Genomic DNA, 14,459 nt, shown 5'->3' with positions numbered 1-14,459 from the left:
TGCGCCGCAGCGCCGGGCGGGCGGCCACGGCGTGGGAGACGCCGCTCGACCCGGCGGTCACCCGGTCGGCCCACCCGGCGGCCCCGGTCGGGGGCTGAGCCGCCGGGCCGGCGACCAGCGCCCCTCCAGCGCGTCCTCGACGGCCGACCGCCAGGCGTTCGTCTCCCGGCTGTCGATCGCGGTGCTCTCCAGCGCCGAGTCCACGCACCGGTCGAGCAGTGCGCGCAGGGCGTCGTCGAGGTCCTCCCCGCGCACCCGCCACGCGACCTCCTGCAGCAGGCCGGCGATCCGGCGCAGGACGGCCGGCTGCCCCGACGCGTACTGCAGGGGCTCCTCCAGGCCGACGGTGAGCAGTTCCTGGGCGGTCCACCGCGGCACGAGCAGCCGCACCGTGCCGTCGTCGTCGCGCCACGACCGCACGGTGCTGCGGCAGGGGAGGAGGTCGGCGAGCAGCGCGGAGACGTGGGACAGGGCGTGGACGGCGGTCGTCGGGTCGTTGATGCCCGGGGAGAGGGCCCGGCCCGCGATGTCGACGATCTTGCGGAGGCTGTAGGCCGCGTCCTGGTCGGGGGTGCGCTCGTAGGACAGCCGCACGCCGCGGTTGACCGCGTCGCGCAGGGGGTCCAGGTCGCCGGCCGGATCTCCGGCCGGTGACCACACCTCGGCCAGCGGTGTGCCGGCGACGACGGCGTCGCCCATGCGGGGGGAGAGGCCGATGACGGCGTCGGCGTCCCGGGCCGCCCGCACGAGCTGATCGACGTCCAGGTCGACGACGAAGCCGCTCCCGGTTGCCTCGATCACCGAGCCCGGCCCGTCGGGGATGCCGGTGTCGTGCTCGAGCCGGTCGTCGTCCACGCCCCGGATCGCCCGGGTCGCCTCGTCGTGCACGTCGCGCAGCATGGTCTCGACCCGCAGCGTGCGCGCCAGGTGCCCGAGGAAGACGACCAGGGCCACGACGCTGCCCAAGGCGAACAGGAACGCCAGCGTGATCGACACCCGGGGGACGAACGAGTTATCACCGGCCGCGGCCTCCGCCGTCCGGACGGTGCGCAGCACGGTGAGCGCGTAGACGAAGGTGCCGGTGAGCTGAGCGAGGGTGAACTGGACGACGCGGTCGGTGGCGAAGGTCTGCAGCAGCCGCGGCGAATACTGGCTGCTGCCCAGCTGCAGCGCCACGACGGTGAGGGAGAAGATCACACCGGTCACCGAGATGAGCGAGCCGGCGATCGCGGCCAGCAGGTCGCGGGCGGCCGCCGGGCCACCGCCGAACACGAAGCCCAGGGGTGACGCCGGGCCGCCCGTGCCGAGGAAACCGTCGAGGAACGGCATCGCGATACCGAGCCCGACGGCGAGCACGACCGCCAGCAGCGGGATCGGCCACAGGGCGCGGCGCATCCACCGCCACTGGCGCTGGACGGGGTGGAGGTCGCTCACGGGGTCAGTCCTCGCCGGGGGTCGCAGGGGTGGAGGGACCGGGGCTGCCGGACGGGGCGACCGAGCGGTACTGATCGCGGCCGACCGGCCCGTCGGACAGCCCGCCGTCGGTGGGCACCTCCACCGGCCTGCCGTCCAGCAGGAAACGCACCTGGCCGGTGCCCGGCAGCTCGGTCAGCGTCCAGACCACCTGGGCGACGGCGAGCAGCTGGTTGCCGCCGGTGATCCTGGCGAACTCCTCGGTCACGCTCACCGACGTCATGCCACCGGGCAGGCCCTCGTCCACCGCGATGGACTGCGGCGCCAGTGCGGTGCGCAGCCCGCCGATGACCTCCGCCCGGGTGGGGCCGGCCGCCAGCAGGGCCAGGATGCTCCCCGGGGTCGCGGCCTGCGCCGCGCGCGGGACCGGGGCCAGCTCGGCGCCGTGCACGAAGTAGACGACGACCTCCGGCCCGGCGTCGTCGGTCGGCAGCGCCGGGCTGTCCGCCGTCGCGGCGGGCACGGCGACGCGTTCGGGCCGCGGCTGGGACCCGACGCCGCAACCGGTGAGCAGCGCCACGAGCACGCTGAGCAGGACGGCGAGCGCTCTCACGAGGCGGCTCCCACGGGCAGCTCCACGACGAACCGGGCCCCACCGCCGGGACGACCCTCCACGTGCACCGCGCCGCCCATCATCCGTGTGTGCCGGGCGACCAGGGCGAGGCCGAGGCCCGCTCCCTCCGTGCGGGTGCGGACGCTGCCCGCCCCCCGGGCGAACCGCTCGAAGATGCGGTCGCGCTCGGCCTCGGGAACGCCGGGACCGGCGTCGTCGACGGCCACCCGGAGGACGTCGCCGGCGCGGGTCACCGCGACCCCGGTGACGCCCCCGGCGTGCTTGTCGGCGTTGTCCAGGAGATTCCCCAGCACGCGTTCCAGCCGGCGCTTGTCCGCGTGCACCAGCGCCTCCTCGGCGTCGGGGTCGACGGTCAGCAGCGCCGTGACCGTGCCGTCCAGCCGGTGGCGTCCGACCACCTCCCGGACCAGTGCGGACAGCTGCACGGGCTCGACGGCGATGTCGGTGCTCCCGGCGTCGGCGCGCGAGATCTCCAGCAGGTCGGCGACCAGGCGCTCGAACCGCTCCACCTCCGAGCGCAGGAGGCCCAGGGCCTCGGCCTGCTCCTCGTCCGCGGGGTCGGCGGTGGCCTCGACGAGGTGCAGCGCCCCCAGCATCGTGGTCAGCGGGCTCCGGAGCTCGTGGCTGACGTCGGCGGCGAACCGGGCGTCACTGCGCACCCGCTGCTCGAGCGCCTCGGCGGTCTGGTTGAACGAGGTGGCGATGGGCGCCAGCGACGGGTCGCCCTGCGGATCGATGCGGGTGTCGAGCGCCCCGGCGGCGACGGCCGCCGCGGCGGCGGAGATGCGGTCAAGCGGGCGCAGCGCCGGCCCGGTGACCCACCAGCCGACCACCAGGGCGAGCGGCACCGAGCCGAGCACCGACACGGCCAGCACGGTGGCCAGCACCCGGTAGGTCTTGTCCAGCTCGACCAGCGGGAAGACCTCGATGTAGGCGGATCCGAGCTCGGCGAGCGGCACCGCGACGGCCATCACCGTCTCGCCGTGCACCTCGATCCGCTGCCGGACCGGCGTACCCGCCTCGGCCGCTGCGCGCAGCTCCTCCGGCAGGTCGTCGCGGCCCACCAGCAACGACGTGGTGGTCCAGGCACCGGCGTCGACCAGCAGGGACGTCGACCCCGTCTCCCGCGGGAGCTGGGCGAGCACCTGGGCGACGCTCAGGCCCTCGGTGGCCAGGGAGCGCTGGACCTGGGCCGCGTTGTCGGCGGTCTGCACGAGCGTGACCCGCTCGCGCTGCAGGAGCAGGAACTGCGAGACCGCCACCCAGACCGCGACCGCCACGACCGAGGAGAGCACGAGGGTCACCGCGGTGAAGGCCGCCGTCGCCCGGGCCCGGAGGGTGCGCGGGCCCCACGGGGTGCGCCCGGGGGGCTCAGGAGGGGCGAGGGCGGTCACCCGGGAACCCGGTAGCCCATGCCCCGGACGGTCGTCACCAGCGTCGGGTTCCCCGGGTCGGGCTCGATCTTCTTCCGGAGCCGGCGGATGTGGACGTCGACCAGCCGGGAGTCGCCGAAGTAGTCGTACCCCCAGACGCGCTCGAGCAGCTCCTCGCGGCTGAGCACCCGACCGGGCTCGGCGGCGAGCTCGCAGAGGAGCCGGAACTCCGTGCGGGTGAGGTTCAGCAGCTGCCCGTTCCGTGCCACCGTGCCCTCCGCCGGCGAGATCTCCACGTCGCCGACGGTCAGCCGTGCCCGCGGTTCCGGGGCGCGGGTACGACGGGCCAGGGCCCGGATGCGCGCGGAGAGCTCCTTGACGACGAACGGCTTGGAGACGTAGTCGTCGGCACCGGCCTCCAGGCCGGCGACCACGTCGTGGCTGTCCGACCGGGCCGTGACCATGATGACGGGCGTGTTGGAGGAGCGCCGGATCTCGCGGCACACCTCGAAGCCGTCCTTCCCGGGCAGCATCAGGTCCAGCAGGATGACGTCGAACGACCGCTCGCCCAGCCGTGCGAGCCCGTCCTCGCCGCTCTCGGCCTCGGTGACCTCGAGGCCCTCGCGCTGCAGCGTCATCTGCAGCATCCGCCGGATCCGGGGGTCGTCCTCGATGATCAGCACCGACCGGGACATGCCGGTCAGTCTGCCCAGCGCGGTGGGCAACTAGTCGCCCCGCCCCGTCCGGGTGACGGAGCCGGCCGTGCTGCTCGCGGGGAGCACGGCTGCCGCGCCGCGAAGGTGACAACTCCGTGACGTCCGGGTCGGCCGGCCCGCCGCTGGTCACCCCGACCGGGACAACCGGTCGTCCGTGCTGCCGGTGAGGAAGGAAGCGTGCTCCCGATTCCCCTGGCCCCGTCCGCCCGGCCACCGCGGACGGAGCGCCCTCTGCCCGTTTCCGGCCCGGCCGGCTGGAGCCGGCCGGTCCTCGGCGTGACGGCCGGTCGCCGGTGAACGTCGGCGCGAACGTCGTCGCGGTCGGCACGGGTCTGCTGGTCAGCGCCCTGGTGACGTGGGACGTGGTCTCCACGACCCTCACCATCGGTGAGGGCGCCGGCCCGCTGACCCGGCGGGTGCTCACCGGCGGGTGGCGGCGGCTGCTGCGCCGGCACCGGCGCAGCGACGGGCGCCGGGCGAGGCAGCTCACGGCAGCCGGGCCGCTGCTCATGGTCACCACCGTGGTCCTCTGGGTCACGCTGTTCTGGGCCGGCTGGTCGCTGGTGTTCCTCGGCGCCGAGGCGGTGGGGGACGCCGATCCCCGCCGGCCGGCGTCGGTGCTGGACACCATCTACTTCGCCGGCACCGAGATCTCGACGCTCGGGGTCGGTGACTTCGTCGCGACCACGCCGACCTGGCGCGTGGCCGCCGCCGTCGCCGCATTCAGCGGGCTGGCGCTGATGACCCTGGCCATCACCTACCTGTTCTCGGTGATGTCGGCGGTGGTCTCCCGCCGCGCCCTGGCCACCCAGCTGCACGCGCAGGGCGGGACCGCCGAGGAGATGGTGCTCGGGTGCTGGGACGGCGACCGGTTCAGCCCCGTGCTGACCCAGCAGCTCCTCCAGCTGCCCGCGCAGCTGGCGTCGCTCGCGGAGCAGCACCTGGCCTACCCGGTGCTGCACTTCTTCCGGAGCCGCCGCCCGAGGCCGCCGCTCCGCTCGCGATCGCCCGGCTCGACGACGCGCTGCTCCTGCTCGAGTCCGCGGTCGCCGCGCCGGTGCGCCCACCCGTGGCGGCGGTCGCCCCGGTGCGCCGGGTGATCGACCGGTACCTGTCCACGGCGGGCAGCGACCACCCCGTGGTCCCGGACGACGGGGGACCGCCGCCACCACCGTGCACCGACCGGCTGGCCGCGGCGGGCGTGCCCCTCGTCGACGCGCACGCGTGGCAGGGGGCCGTCGATCGGGCCGCCGGGCGTCGCGCCCGCCTGCGCCGGTTGGTCGAGGACGCCGGGTGGGAGTGGGACGTCCCGGGGCCGGCCTGACCCTCCGACCATGCAGTGTCCGCCTCGGGGCACCCCGACGGCGCGGCCCGGGCTCCGATTTCTGGACCGCCCGATCCGGAGCCCGTCGCCACGACCTCCGCACCCCCCGGCCGCGGGAGGTCCGTGTGACGTCCCTGCAACACCGGCACGGCGCTGCGCCCGCAGCGTTTTGCGATGCGGTGACGAACGGCCCGCACGGGGGAGGGCGCGTGCCGCGCGGGGCAGCAACCGGAGGCTCCGCCGCGGAACCCCGCGGCGGCACCGGAGCCGGAGAGGACACCCGCCATGACGACCAGCTGGCCCAGTTCCGTGGCGCCCGCCGCCGATCCCGCCCCGCGGCACGGGGGATCCCGGCGCCGGGGCCTGGGGTCCCGCCGTCGCGTGACCACCGTCCTGCTGGCCGCCGCCCTCGCCGGGGGCGTCCTGGGCGGCTGCGGTGAGGACGACGTGGACGACACGACGGCGGCCGACGTCGACGTCCGGGCCTCCGACGACCTCGAGGACCCGTACGACGGCGAGTACACCGCCGCCTTCCGCGAGGACCTCGAGGCCTACGACGGCCTGGAGGTCACGCTCCTCGGCGAGGTGGAGCGGATCGTCTCGCCGGTGGCCTTCACCCTGACCGGCGACGACGTCGAGCCGATCCTGGTCATCGCGGACGAGGAGCTGCCCGACCTCCGGCCCGGCGAGCGCGTGGCGCTGGCCGCCGAGCCGGCGGCGGAGTTCGAGCTGGTGGCGTTGGAGGAAGAGCTGGGGACCGATCTGCCCGATGACGCCTACGCCGGGTGGGAGGGGGAGCCGTACCTCGACGCGAGCCGGGTGGAGGTACGCGGCTGATCCCGTGGCGCACGGCAGGCGGCCCGGTGAGGTCGCGCGACCGGCACCTCACCGGGCCGTGCACCGGCGGCGCCCCCGCGACGGCGGGAGCGCCGGTGTGATCAGCGGCGGGCGCCCAGCGCGGCGATCTCGTGGGCGGACTCGAGCGTCGGGGCCGTGGCGAGCGCCCGGGCCAGCGCCCGCTCGTCGCGCAGGTGCGCGCGGACGGCGTGCCGGCGGGCGAGGACGGTGCGGAGGCGGGTCATGGCGGGTCCTTCCGGAGCAGCGGTGGTGGTGCGAGCGCTGCAGGGGGCCGGGCGGGCCGGCCGGAGACCGTCCGCCTCCTGGGTTCGCACCACGAACTCTGCTCCACGACGCGAAGTTCGGCAAGTGAACCCAGCATGGTTATGCTCACACTGTGAGCGACGCCTCGTTCGACCGGTCCCGCTGCTCCGTCGCCGGCACGCTCGCCGTGGTGGGGGAGAAGTGGAGCCTGCTCGTCCTGCGGGAGGCGTTCCTGGGTGTCCGCCGGTTCGCCGACCTCCAGCAGGCCCTGGGGGCGCCCAAGGCGGTCCTGACCGACCGGCTGGCCACCCTGGTGCGCGAGGGGGTGCTCAGCCGGGAGCCGTACCGGGCCGAGGGTGAGCGCCAGCGGCACGAGTACCGGCTCACCGACAAGGGGCGCGACCTGTACCCGACCCTGGTGGCCCTCATGGAGTGGGGCGACCGCTACCTCGCCGACGGGCCGGCCCCGCTGGCGCTGGAGCACCGCGAGTGCGGCGCGCCGGTGCGGGTCGCGGTGGTCTGCGGGGACGGTCACGAGATCGGGGGGCCGCGCGAGGTCCGGCCCCGGCCGGCCGGGGCGGCCGCCGCCCCGGGGTGAGGCGCGGTCCGGGGTGGGGCGCGGTCCGGGGTGGGGCGCCGGCATCCGCACCGATGAGTTCCCGGCGGCGGCCCCGTCCTAGCTGACGAGCCCGCCGCGGACGACGGCGGGCCGCCCCGAACCGGAGGAGCTCACCGTGCGCATGATCTTCGTGAACCTGCCCGTGGCCGACCGCGACCGCGCCGACGCCTTCTACGGAGCGCTCGGTTTCCGGCGCAACGACCAGTTCTCCGACGACCGCTGCGTCTCCTACGCGATCGAGGAGAACATCCACGTCATGCTGCTGACCCGCGAGCGGTTCGCCGACTTCGTCACCGGCGAGGTCGGCGACCCGGCGCAGGCGACCTCCGTGCTGACCTGCCTGTCCGCCGGCAGCCGCGAGGAGGTCGACCGGCTGGTCGCCGACGCGATCGCGGCCGGTGGCAAGCCCTGGCTGCCCGCCCAGGACCACGGCGCGATGTACGGCGCCAGCTTCGCCGACCCCGACGGCAACGTCTGGGAGGTCATGTGGATGGACCCGGCGGTCGTCCAGGGCTGACCGGCGGGCGCTCCCCGGGTTGCCCGGTCCGCTCCCTCCCGCCACGCTGGGTCGACCGGTCGCGACGGCCGGTGATCGAGGAGCGGGCGCTGTGCCACCCGGCCGCCCCGTGACGTCCCGACGGGGGAGGCGCAGTGACCGATCCGGGAGACCAGGGCAGCGTGCGGCCCGGGGCGGCCCTGCCGCCGCCGCGGACCACCGGCCGGCAGGTCGTCGTGTTCGCCGACGCGCCGGAGGACGACGTCCCCGTCGACTGGGCGCGGGCCGGGGTGCGCGACGTCGCCGACTCCCGGGACTTCGCCGACGGCGACGTGCCGCCGGAGACCCTCCGCGAGGCGGGCGCCACCGTCTTCGCGGCGCTCGGCATCGCCGTCGTCGCCGGCCCCGCCCGGCTGGACGACCTGCAGGCCGCGTCGGCCCGGCGGTTCCTCTCCGTGTCGCCGGAGCTGGTCCACCACGCGCTCCCCGCCGACACCGGCAGCTACGCGCGGGGCTATCGGGACGGGGTGGCCGACCTGGCGGGCCGGCTGCTCGCGGCGGACGAGCGCCCCGCCGGGCCGGCCGCGCGCTTCGAGGACACCGCGCAGGCCACCTGGGGGGTGCAGGCCGTGCGGGCCGACGTCTCCCCGTACTCCGGCCGCGGCATCCGGGTGGCCGTGCTGGACACCGGCTTCGACCTCGCGCACCCCGACTTCGCCGGCCGGGCGGTGATCGCCCGGTCGTTCGTCGCCGGGGAGGACGCCCAGGACCGGCACGGCCACGGCACGCACTGCATCGGCACCGCCTGCGGGCCGGCGACGCCGCCCGCCGGGCCGCGCTACGGCATCGCCCACGCGGCCGAGGTCTTCGCCGGCAAGGTCCTGGGGGACGACGGCAGCGGCACCGACGCGGGCATCCTGGCCGGGATCAACTGGGCGGTGACCAGCCGCTGCCCGGTCGTCTCCATGTCGCTGGGGGCCGATGTCGCGGCTGCCCACCCGCCGTACTCGGCGGCGGGGCGTCGCGCGCTCCAGCGGGGCTCGCTGGTCATCGCGGCAGCGGGCAACAATGCCGACCGGCGGGCGGGTGACCCGGGTTTCGTCGGCGCCCCGGCCAACAGCGTCGAGATCCTGGCCGTCGGAGCGGTGGACCGGTCGCTGGAGACGGCGTACTTCTCCGCGCGCAGCCTGCCCGGCCGCGGCGGGCAGGTGGACGTCGCCGGTCCCGGTGTGGACGTGTACTCGGCCTGGCCCATGCCCGAGCGCTACCGGACGATCAGCGGCACCAGCATGGCCGCGCCGCACGTCGCCGGCGTCGCCGCTCTGTGGGCGGAGGCCACCGGCCGGCGCGGCCTGGAGCTGTGGGCCACCCTGCTGCAGGAGAGCGAACGGCTGCTCCAGCCCTCGGCCGATGCCGGTAGCGGTCTCGCCGTCGCCCCCCGCTGAGTCGCCGCCGCGTACTCTGCGCGCCATGACCCAGGTCAGCGTGACCGTGGACGACGGGCACCTGTCCGCGCTCGACGGCGTGGTGCGTGGGCTGCGGGCGCGCGGCATGCGGGTGGACCAGGTGCTCGACGGGCTCGGGATCATCACCGGCTCCGTGCCGCCCGGCAGCGTCCGGGAGCTCACCGGCGTCGCCGGTGTCGTGTCGGTCGACGAGCGGCTCGTGCACCGGCTGCCGCCACCGGAGGCGCCGGTCCAGTGACGGTCCCGGTGTGCCCACCCGCGGCGCACCGGTCAGCTGACGAACGGCGTCCGGTCCGGGGTCGACCGCCGGCGGTTGGGGTCGCGCACCGCGGCCAGCGAGCGGCGGGTGCGCCGGGTCTCCGCGACGTCGGCGCTGACGGCCGGTGGCGGAGGAGGCGTCTCCAGCAACTGGTCGAGCCCCACCAGGATCACCAGCCGGTGGACGCACGGGCTGGGCAGCACCTCCAGCTGGGCGCCGCGACCGCGCGCCAGGCAGTGTGCGGACAGCAGCACGCGCAGGCCCTCGGCGTCGCAGAAGGTCACTCCGCCCGCGTCGAGCGTCCAGCGGGTGCCGTCCGCGACGGACAGCGTCGCCAGGGCATCGAGGACGTGGTGCGCGTGCTCCCGGTCCAGCTCCCCGTGGACCGTCACCCGGGCCGCGGACGGGTCGACCGACAGGAGGAACGGGCCACCCTCGGGGGCGGGGAGTGCGATGTCGTGCGGACCCATGGGGAACTCCCACCCGGGCCCCCGGTGCCTGGAACGGGGAGCTCCGGGGCGCCGCGGCGCCCGTGACGGCGCTGCTCGGGCCGGAGCTTCGACCCGCCCGGGACGCTACCAGCCCCGGGCTCGGCCGACCCGCGGCGGCGGCGCCCCGGACGGCCGCCGCCGCGGCCGTGGTGGGATGGGTGCGATGAGCGAGAACACGAGCGGTCTGCGCGATGTCCGCCCCGAGGACGCCTTCGACGTCGATGCCGTGCACGCCTGGCTGAGGCCCCGCGTGCCGGTGGTCGAGGGGCGCTCCGCGCCCGCCGTCCGGCAGTTCTCCGGCGGGGCCAGCAACCTCACCTACCTCCTCGACTACGGCGACCTGGAGCTCGTCCTGCGCCGGCCGCCGCACGGGCACAAGGCCGCCTCGGCGCACGACATGGGCCGCGAGGTGCGGGTGCAGCAGCGGCTGCGCCCGCACCTGGACGTCGTCGCCGAGATCCACGCCTTCTGCCAGGACCCGGCGGTGATCGGCAGCGACTTCTACGTGATGGAGCGGCTGCGCGGCGTCGTGCTGGGGCGGAAGCTCCCCGAGGGCGTGGAGATCTCGCCGGAGCAGGCGCGGGTGCTGGGGGAGACCGCCTACGACACCCTGGCCGACCTGCACTCCATCGACGTGGACCAGGCCGGCCTGGCCGACCTGGGAAGGGGCCCCGGCTACGTCCGCCGGCAGGTCGAGGGCTGGTCGCGGCGGTTCCGGGACGCGCTCACCGACGACGTACCGCCGGCCGAGGAGCTGATGGCCTGGCTCGCGGCGCACCAGCCGCAGGACGTGCGGGCCAGCCTGCTGCACGGGGACTGGAAGCTGGACAACCTGGTGCTCGACCTCTCCGGCACGCCGCGCATCACCGGCGTCCTCGACTGGGAGATGGCCACCGTCGGCGACCCCCTCATGGACCTCGGTGCCTCCCTGGCCTACTGGGTGACGGCCGACGACGACGAGGAGTTCGGGCTGGTCGCCACGCAGCCGAGCACCCTGCCCGGGATGCCGACCCGTGAGCGGCTCGTCGAGCGGTACCTGGCCCGGACCGGGCTGCAGCCGGCGAACTGGACCTTCTACGAGGTGTTCGGGCTGTTCCGGCTCGCGGTGATCATCCAGCAGATCTGGGCGCGGTACCGCTCCGGGCACACGACCAACCCGCGCTTCGCGCACTTCGGCATCGCCGCCGCCGTCCTGCTCCAGCGCGCGGAACGGCTGGCCGGATGCCGCTGATCTGCCTCGTCCGCCACGGGCAGGCCTCCTTCGGCGCCGAGGACTACGACGTGCTCAGCGAGCTCGGTCGCGAGCAGGCCGGCTGCGTGGGGGAGGAGCTGCGCCGGCGCGACCTGCGCGACCCGGTGATCGTCTCCGGCACCCTGCGCCGGCAGCGGGACACCGCGGCGCTGCTGGCAGCGGCGGCCGGCTGGGCAGCCCCCGAGCAGGTCGACCCCCGCCTCGACGAGTACGACCACCTCGACCTGTTGAAGCGCTACCCGGGGGACGTGGGAGCGGTCGGCGACTCGGGGTCGCGGCAGGTGCAGCGGCTGCTCGACAGCGCGCTGCGGTCCTGGATCGCCGCCGGTGACGCCGACGGCTGGCCGGCCTTCTCCAGCGGGGCCCTCGCGGCCGTCGGCGGGCTGGCCGCCGGCCTGCCCCGGGGGCGTGACGCGGTCGTCGTCAGCTCCGCCGGGGTGATCGCCGCTGTGGTGGCCGGCCTGCTGGGCGCCCGGGACGGGGGTGTGGTGGCGCTGAACCGGGCCGCCGTGAACGTCGGGATCACCTCGGTGGTGGCGGGTGGTTCCGGCCTGTCGCTGCTGGCGTTCAACGACCACGCGCACGTCACCGGCGACCGGCGGCACCTGCTCACCTACCGCTGACCGGGCGGGCCGCGCGAGCGACCAGGATGGGGCCGTGCCCGCCCTCCCGCCCGCCGCAGGGCAGCCGTACCCCAAACCGGTGCCCGACGTCGTCGCGCCCGGCCTCGACGTGCTCTTCTGCGGGATCAACCCCTCGCTGATGTCGGCGGAGACCGGCCACCACTTCGCCCGGCCGGGCAACCGGTTCTGGCCGGCGATCCACCTCGCCGGGTTCACCCCCCGGCTGCTGCGCCCCGAGGAGGACCGCGAGCTGCTCCGGTACGGGCTGGGGGTGACCAACGTCGTCGACCGCCCGAGCCGCACCGCCGCGGAGCTGTCGGTCGAGGAGCTGCGAGCCGGCGCGGAGGCGCTGGAGCGGCTGGTGGCCCGCATCCGGCCGCGGGTGCTCGCGGTCCTGGGCATCACGGCGTGGCGGCAGGGCTTCGGCCGGCCCCAGGCGGTCGCCGGCCGTCAGCCCGAGCGCGTGGGCGGCGTCGTGACCTGGGTGGTGCCGAACCCCAGCGGGCTCAACGCCCACGTCCAGCTGCCCGAGCTGGCCCGCGTCTACCGGCAGCTGCGTCCGGACGGGGAGGGTGCGGCCGGCTGACCTGCCGGGTCAGCCCACGACCACGTTCCACGGCCGGATCGACCATGCCGAGACGAGGCCGTGCGCGACGTAGGGGTCCTGCGCCACGAACCGCTCCACCGCCTCGCGCGGCGCCGTCCACACCAGCAGCGCACGGTCGTACGGGTCGGGCAGCGCGCCGGCCAGCAGCAGCTCGCCGCGCTCGTGCGCCGCCTGCGCCAACGCCAGGTGGTCGGCCCGCAGGGCGGTGCGACGTTCCAGGTAGTCCTCGGCGAGCACGTACTCGAGCACCAGATGCACGCCACCACTCTCACACCCGGCGGGCGGCGGTGGTGCCTCGGGTCGGTCAGGATCGAGAATGCCGGTATGGCCCGTCTCCTCGTCGTCCACCACACCCCCTCGCCGGCGCTGCAGGCAGTGCTGGAAGCGGTCCGGGAGGGCGCCGCCCTCGTCGACGACGTCGAGCTGACCCTCCGGCCGGCGCTCTCGGCCGGGGCGGCCGACCTGCTCGCCGCGGACGGGGTGCTGCTGGGCACCCCGGCGAACATCGGTTACATGTCGGGGGCGCTCAAGCACTTCTTCGACACCGTCTACTACCCCTGCCTGGAGGCGACGGCCGGCCTGCCGTTCGGGGTCTACGTGCACGGCAACGACGACACCGCCGGCGCGTTGCGCAGCATCGAGCGGATCACCGGGGCCCTGCGCTGGAAGCAGGTGGCCGCGCCGCTGAGCCTCACCGGCGCGCCCGGCCCGGCGGAGCTGGAGGCCTGCCGGGAGCTCGCGGCGACCGTCGCGGTCGGTCTCTGAGGCGGGGCGGACCGGTGCCCGATCGGCGGACCGTGCTCGCGGCCGGCGTCACGGCGGCCCTCGGCGGTCTGCTGGGGGCCTGCGGGGCCGAGCGGCGGTCCGGGACGGAGGGCCGGGGCGGGCAGGAGGCGGCGCCGGGGAACGGCGCCTCGCTCGGCGCCCGGCCGGCACAACCGCCGGCGGCGCCCGACGAGCCTCCCGGGGCCGGCACCCGCGAGCTGGCCGGCACCGGTGGGGCGCTGCTGCACGTGCCCCCCGGCCTGCCCGCGGGGGAGCCGGTGCCGCTGGTCCTCAGCCTGCACGGCGCCGGCGGCGACGCGGCGGCGGGGCTGGACCTGTTGCGCCCGCTCGCCGAGGAGCACGGGCTGGTGCTGCTCGCACCGTCCTCGGAGTCCTCGACGTGGGACGCCGTCGGCGGCGGCTTCGGCCCGGACGTCACACGCATCGACCGCGCGCTGGAGGAGGTGTTCGCGACCCTGCCGGTCGATCCCGGGCGTATCGCCGTGGCCGGCTTCTCCGACGGTGCCTCCTACGCCCTCGGGCTCGGCCTGGCCAACGGCGGCCTGTTCTCGCACGTGGTCGCCTTCTCGCCGGGCTTCGTGCCGTCCGCGCCGCGCTCGGGGCGCCCGGCGGTGTTCGTGTCCCACGGCGTGGCGGACGAGGTGCTGCCGATCGACCGGACCAGCCGCCGGATCGTCCCCGCGCTGGAGGACGACGGCTACGACGTCACCTACCGGGAGTTCGACGGGCCGCACACCGTGCCGCCCGACGTGGCCCGCGAGGCCGTCGAGTGGCTGGCGGCCGGCTGACCGGTGCCGGTGACCGTCGGGGACGACGCCCGGCACGGTGGCGGGTGAACTGTCCCCGAGCCGGCCGGTGCGGGTTGGTTCCCCGGCCGGACGCCGTCGCCACCGCTGCAGGTGGGGCGGCGACGTCCGGCCGGGGAGGCTGCACGGCGGGGTCGGAACACCTGCGATGCAGCAGCTTCAGGGAGCCGAGGGCTGCGGGCTCACCAGCGCAGGGGGTGGGTCGACCGGGAGTGCGCGGTCCGGCAGGCCCGGCAGTTCCCCCAGGACACGATGCACAGCGGAGTCGTCGGCCCGCCGCACTCGGGGCACTCGACCGCACCCTCGGAGCTGGCGCGTGCCTCGCGGAGCGCGCGGGAGCTCTCCTCGTGGATCGTCTCGTCCCCCCGGCAGGAGCAACCGAGATGGACGTCCTCGCAGCGTGTGGCGATGGGGTTTCCCTCGATGTCGTGGTCGACGGGCGCCTGCGGCGCCCCTCGTCGGAGCCGGTGCGCGGATCGCCCGGCACCGATGC

At 75.9% G+C, this 14,459-nt stretch carries 19 protein-coding genes; 12 read left to right on the top strand and 7 right to left on the bottom strand.

The features are described 5' to 3' along the window. Nucleotides 1-57: 57 nt before the first annotated feature. The 4 genes from ACI8AP_RS12940 to ACI8AP_RS12925 are packed head-to-tail and all read right to left on the bottom strand — an operon-like array spanning nt 58 to nt 4,115. On the bottom strand, nt 58-1,434 hold the full coding sequence (locus ACI8AP_RS12940; protein ID WP_456589752.1) for a DUF2254 domain-containing protein: 1,377 nt from the start codon (nt 1,432-1,434) through the stop codon (nt 58-60). A 4-nt stretch (nt 1,435-1,438) separates the two neighbouring features. Beyond that, nucleotides 1,439-2,026, bottom strand: coding sequence for a GerMN domain-containing protein (locus ACI8AP_RS12935; RefSeq protein ID WP_456589751.1), 588 nt, complete (start codon nt 2,024-2,026; stop codon nt 1,439-1,441). Further along, the gene (locus tag ACI8AP_RS12930; protein ID WP_456589750.1) at nt 2,023-3,441 is read right to left on the bottom strand and encodes an ATP-binding protein; all 1,419 of its coding nucleotides are present in this window, start codon (nt 3,439-3,441) and stop codon (nt 2,023-2,025) included. The genes ACI8AP_RS12935 and ACI8AP_RS12930 overlap by 4 nt, the downstream gene beginning before the upstream one ends. Beyond that, nucleotides 3,438-4,115 (bottom strand): response regulator, encoded by a 678-nt coding sequence (locus ACI8AP_RS12925; protein ID WP_456589749.1) that lies wholly within the window; start codon nt 4,113-4,115, stop codon nt 3,438-3,440. The genes ACI8AP_RS12930 and ACI8AP_RS12925 overlap by 4 nt, the downstream gene beginning before the upstream one ends. 314 nt (nt 4,116-4,429) lie before the next feature. On the opposite strand from ACI8AP_RS12925, the gene ACI8AP_RS12920 reads away from it, so the two are divergent. The 3 genes from ACI8AP_RS12920 (at nt 4,430) to ACI8AP_RS12910 (ending at nt 6,297) form a co-directional block, all read left to right on the top strand. Further along, nucleotides 4,430-5,236, top strand: a complete 807-nt coding sequence (locus tag ACI8AP_RS12920) for a potassium channel family protein (protein WP_456589748.1) — start codon at nt 4,430-4,432, stop codon at nt 5,234-5,236. Continuing rightward, nucleotides 5,206-5,460, top strand: a complete 255-nt coding sequence (locus ACI8AP_RS12915; protein WP_456589747.1) for a hypothetical protein — start codon at nt 5,206-5,208, stop codon at nt 5,458-5,460. Before ACI8AP_RS12920 ends, ACI8AP_RS12915 begins: the two co-directional genes overlap by 31 nt. Nucleotides 5,461-5,841: 381 nt before the next feature. Then, nucleotides 5,842-6,297 carry a hypothetical protein gene (locus ACI8AP_RS12910; protein WP_456589746.1) on the top strand — a complete coding sequence of 152 codons (456 nt, stop codon included), beginning with the start codon at nt 5,842-5,844 and terminating at the stop codon, nt 6,295-6,297. Between the two features lie 101 nt (nt 6,298-6,398). Here the strand turns inward: ACI8AP_RS12910 and ACI8AP_RS12905 are convergent, their stop codons facing one another. Continuing rightward, nucleotides 6,399-6,542 (bottom strand): hypothetical protein, encoded by a 144-nt coding sequence (locus ACI8AP_RS12905; protein ID WP_456589745.1) that lies wholly within the window; start codon nt 6,540-6,542, stop codon nt 6,399-6,401. Between the two features lie 152 nt (nt 6,543-6,694). Here ACI8AP_RS12905 and ACI8AP_RS12900 point away from each other — a divergent pair, with 152 nt between their 5' ends. The 4 genes from ACI8AP_RS12900 to ACI8AP_RS12885 all read left to right on the top strand — a co-directional run bounded on the left by ACI8AP_RS12900 (nt 6,695) and on the right by ACI8AP_RS12885 (nt 9,380). Further along, on the top strand, nt 6,695-7,159 hold the full coding sequence (locus ACI8AP_RS12900; protein WP_456589744.1) for a winged helix-turn-helix transcriptional regulator: 465 nt from the start codon (nt 6,695-6,697) through the stop codon (nt 7,157-7,159). A gap of 142 nt (nt 7,160-7,301) precedes the next feature. Beyond that, nucleotides 7,302-7,697 (top strand): VOC family protein, encoded by a 396-nt coding sequence (locus ACI8AP_RS12895; protein WP_456589773.1) that lies wholly within the window; start codon nt 7,302-7,304, stop codon nt 7,695-7,697. A 134-nt stretch (nt 7,698-7,831) separates the two neighbouring features. Further along, nucleotides 7,832-9,121, top strand: a complete 1,290-nt coding sequence (locus ACI8AP_RS12890) for a S8 family serine peptidase (protein ID WP_456589743.1) — start codon at nt 7,832-7,834, stop codon at nt 9,119-9,121. A 25-nt stretch (nt 9,122-9,146) separates the two neighbouring features. After that, nucleotides 9,147-9,380 carry a hypothetical protein gene (locus tag ACI8AP_RS12885; RefSeq protein WP_456589742.1) on the top strand — a complete coding sequence of 78 codons (234 nt, stop codon included), beginning with the start codon at nt 9,147-9,149 and terminating at the stop codon, nt 9,378-9,380. 32 nt (nt 9,381-9,412) lie between these two features. Here the strand turns inward: ACI8AP_RS12885 and ACI8AP_RS12880 are convergent, their stop codons facing one another. Then, nucleotides 9,413-9,871 carry an STAS domain-containing protein gene (locus ACI8AP_RS12880; RefSeq protein WP_456589741.1) on the bottom strand — a complete coding sequence of 153 codons (459 nt, stop codon included), beginning with the start codon at nt 9,869-9,871 and terminating at the stop codon, nt 9,413-9,415. A 184-nt stretch (nt 9,872-10,055) separates the two neighbouring features. Between ACI8AP_RS12880 and ACI8AP_RS12875 the strand changes: the two genes are divergently transcribed. From ACI8AP_RS12875 to mug, 3 genes are read left to right on the top strand one after another with little or no spacing between them, the layout of a single operon-like run. Next, nucleotides 10,056-11,123, top strand: a complete 1,068-nt coding sequence (locus ACI8AP_RS12875; protein ID WP_456589740.1) for a phosphotransferase family protein — start codon at nt 10,056-10,058, stop codon at nt 11,121-11,123. Then, entirely contained in the window at nt 11,114-11,767 is a 654-nt protein-coding gene (locus tag ACI8AP_RS12870; protein ID WP_456589739.1) for a histidine phosphatase family protein, read from the top strand. Before ACI8AP_RS12875 ends, ACI8AP_RS12870 begins: the two co-directional genes overlap by 10 nt. Before the next feature lie 34 nt (nt 11,768-11,801). Then, the gene (mug, locus tag ACI8AP_RS12865) at nt 11,802-12,353 is read left to right on the top strand and encodes a G/U mismatch-specific DNA glycosylase (protein ID WP_456589738.1); all 552 of its coding nucleotides are present in this window, start codon (nt 11,802-11,804) and stop codon (nt 12,351-12,353) included. 9 nt (nt 12,354-12,362) lie between these two features. Here mug and ACI8AP_RS12860 read toward each other — a convergent pair whose 3' ends face one another. Beyond that, complete coding sequence (locus ACI8AP_RS12860; RefSeq protein WP_456589737.1) at nt 12,363-12,632, bottom strand: YciI-like protein; 270 nt, start codon at nt 12,630-12,632, stop codon at nt 12,363-12,365. 66 nt (nt 12,633-12,698) lie between these two features. Between ACI8AP_RS12860 and ACI8AP_RS12855 the strand changes: the two genes are divergently transcribed. Further along, complete coding sequence (locus ACI8AP_RS12855; RefSeq protein ID WP_456589736.1) at nt 12,699-13,139, top strand: NAD(P)H-dependent oxidoreductase; 441 nt, start codon at nt 12,699-12,701, stop codon at nt 13,137-13,139. A 14-nt stretch (nt 13,140-13,153) separates the two neighbouring features. Then, the gene (locus ACI8AP_RS12850) at nt 13,154-13,948 is read left to right on the top strand and encodes an alpha/beta hydrolase (RefSeq protein ID WP_456589735.1); all 795 of its coding nucleotides are present in this window, start codon (nt 13,154-13,156) and stop codon (nt 13,946-13,948) included. The last annotated feature ends 511 nt before the right edge of the window (nt 13,949-14,459 follow it).

Source organism: Blastococcus sp. SYSU DS1021 (genome assembly GCF_054050995.1).
This window is presented reverse-complemented; position numbering and strand designations above follow the sequence as displayed.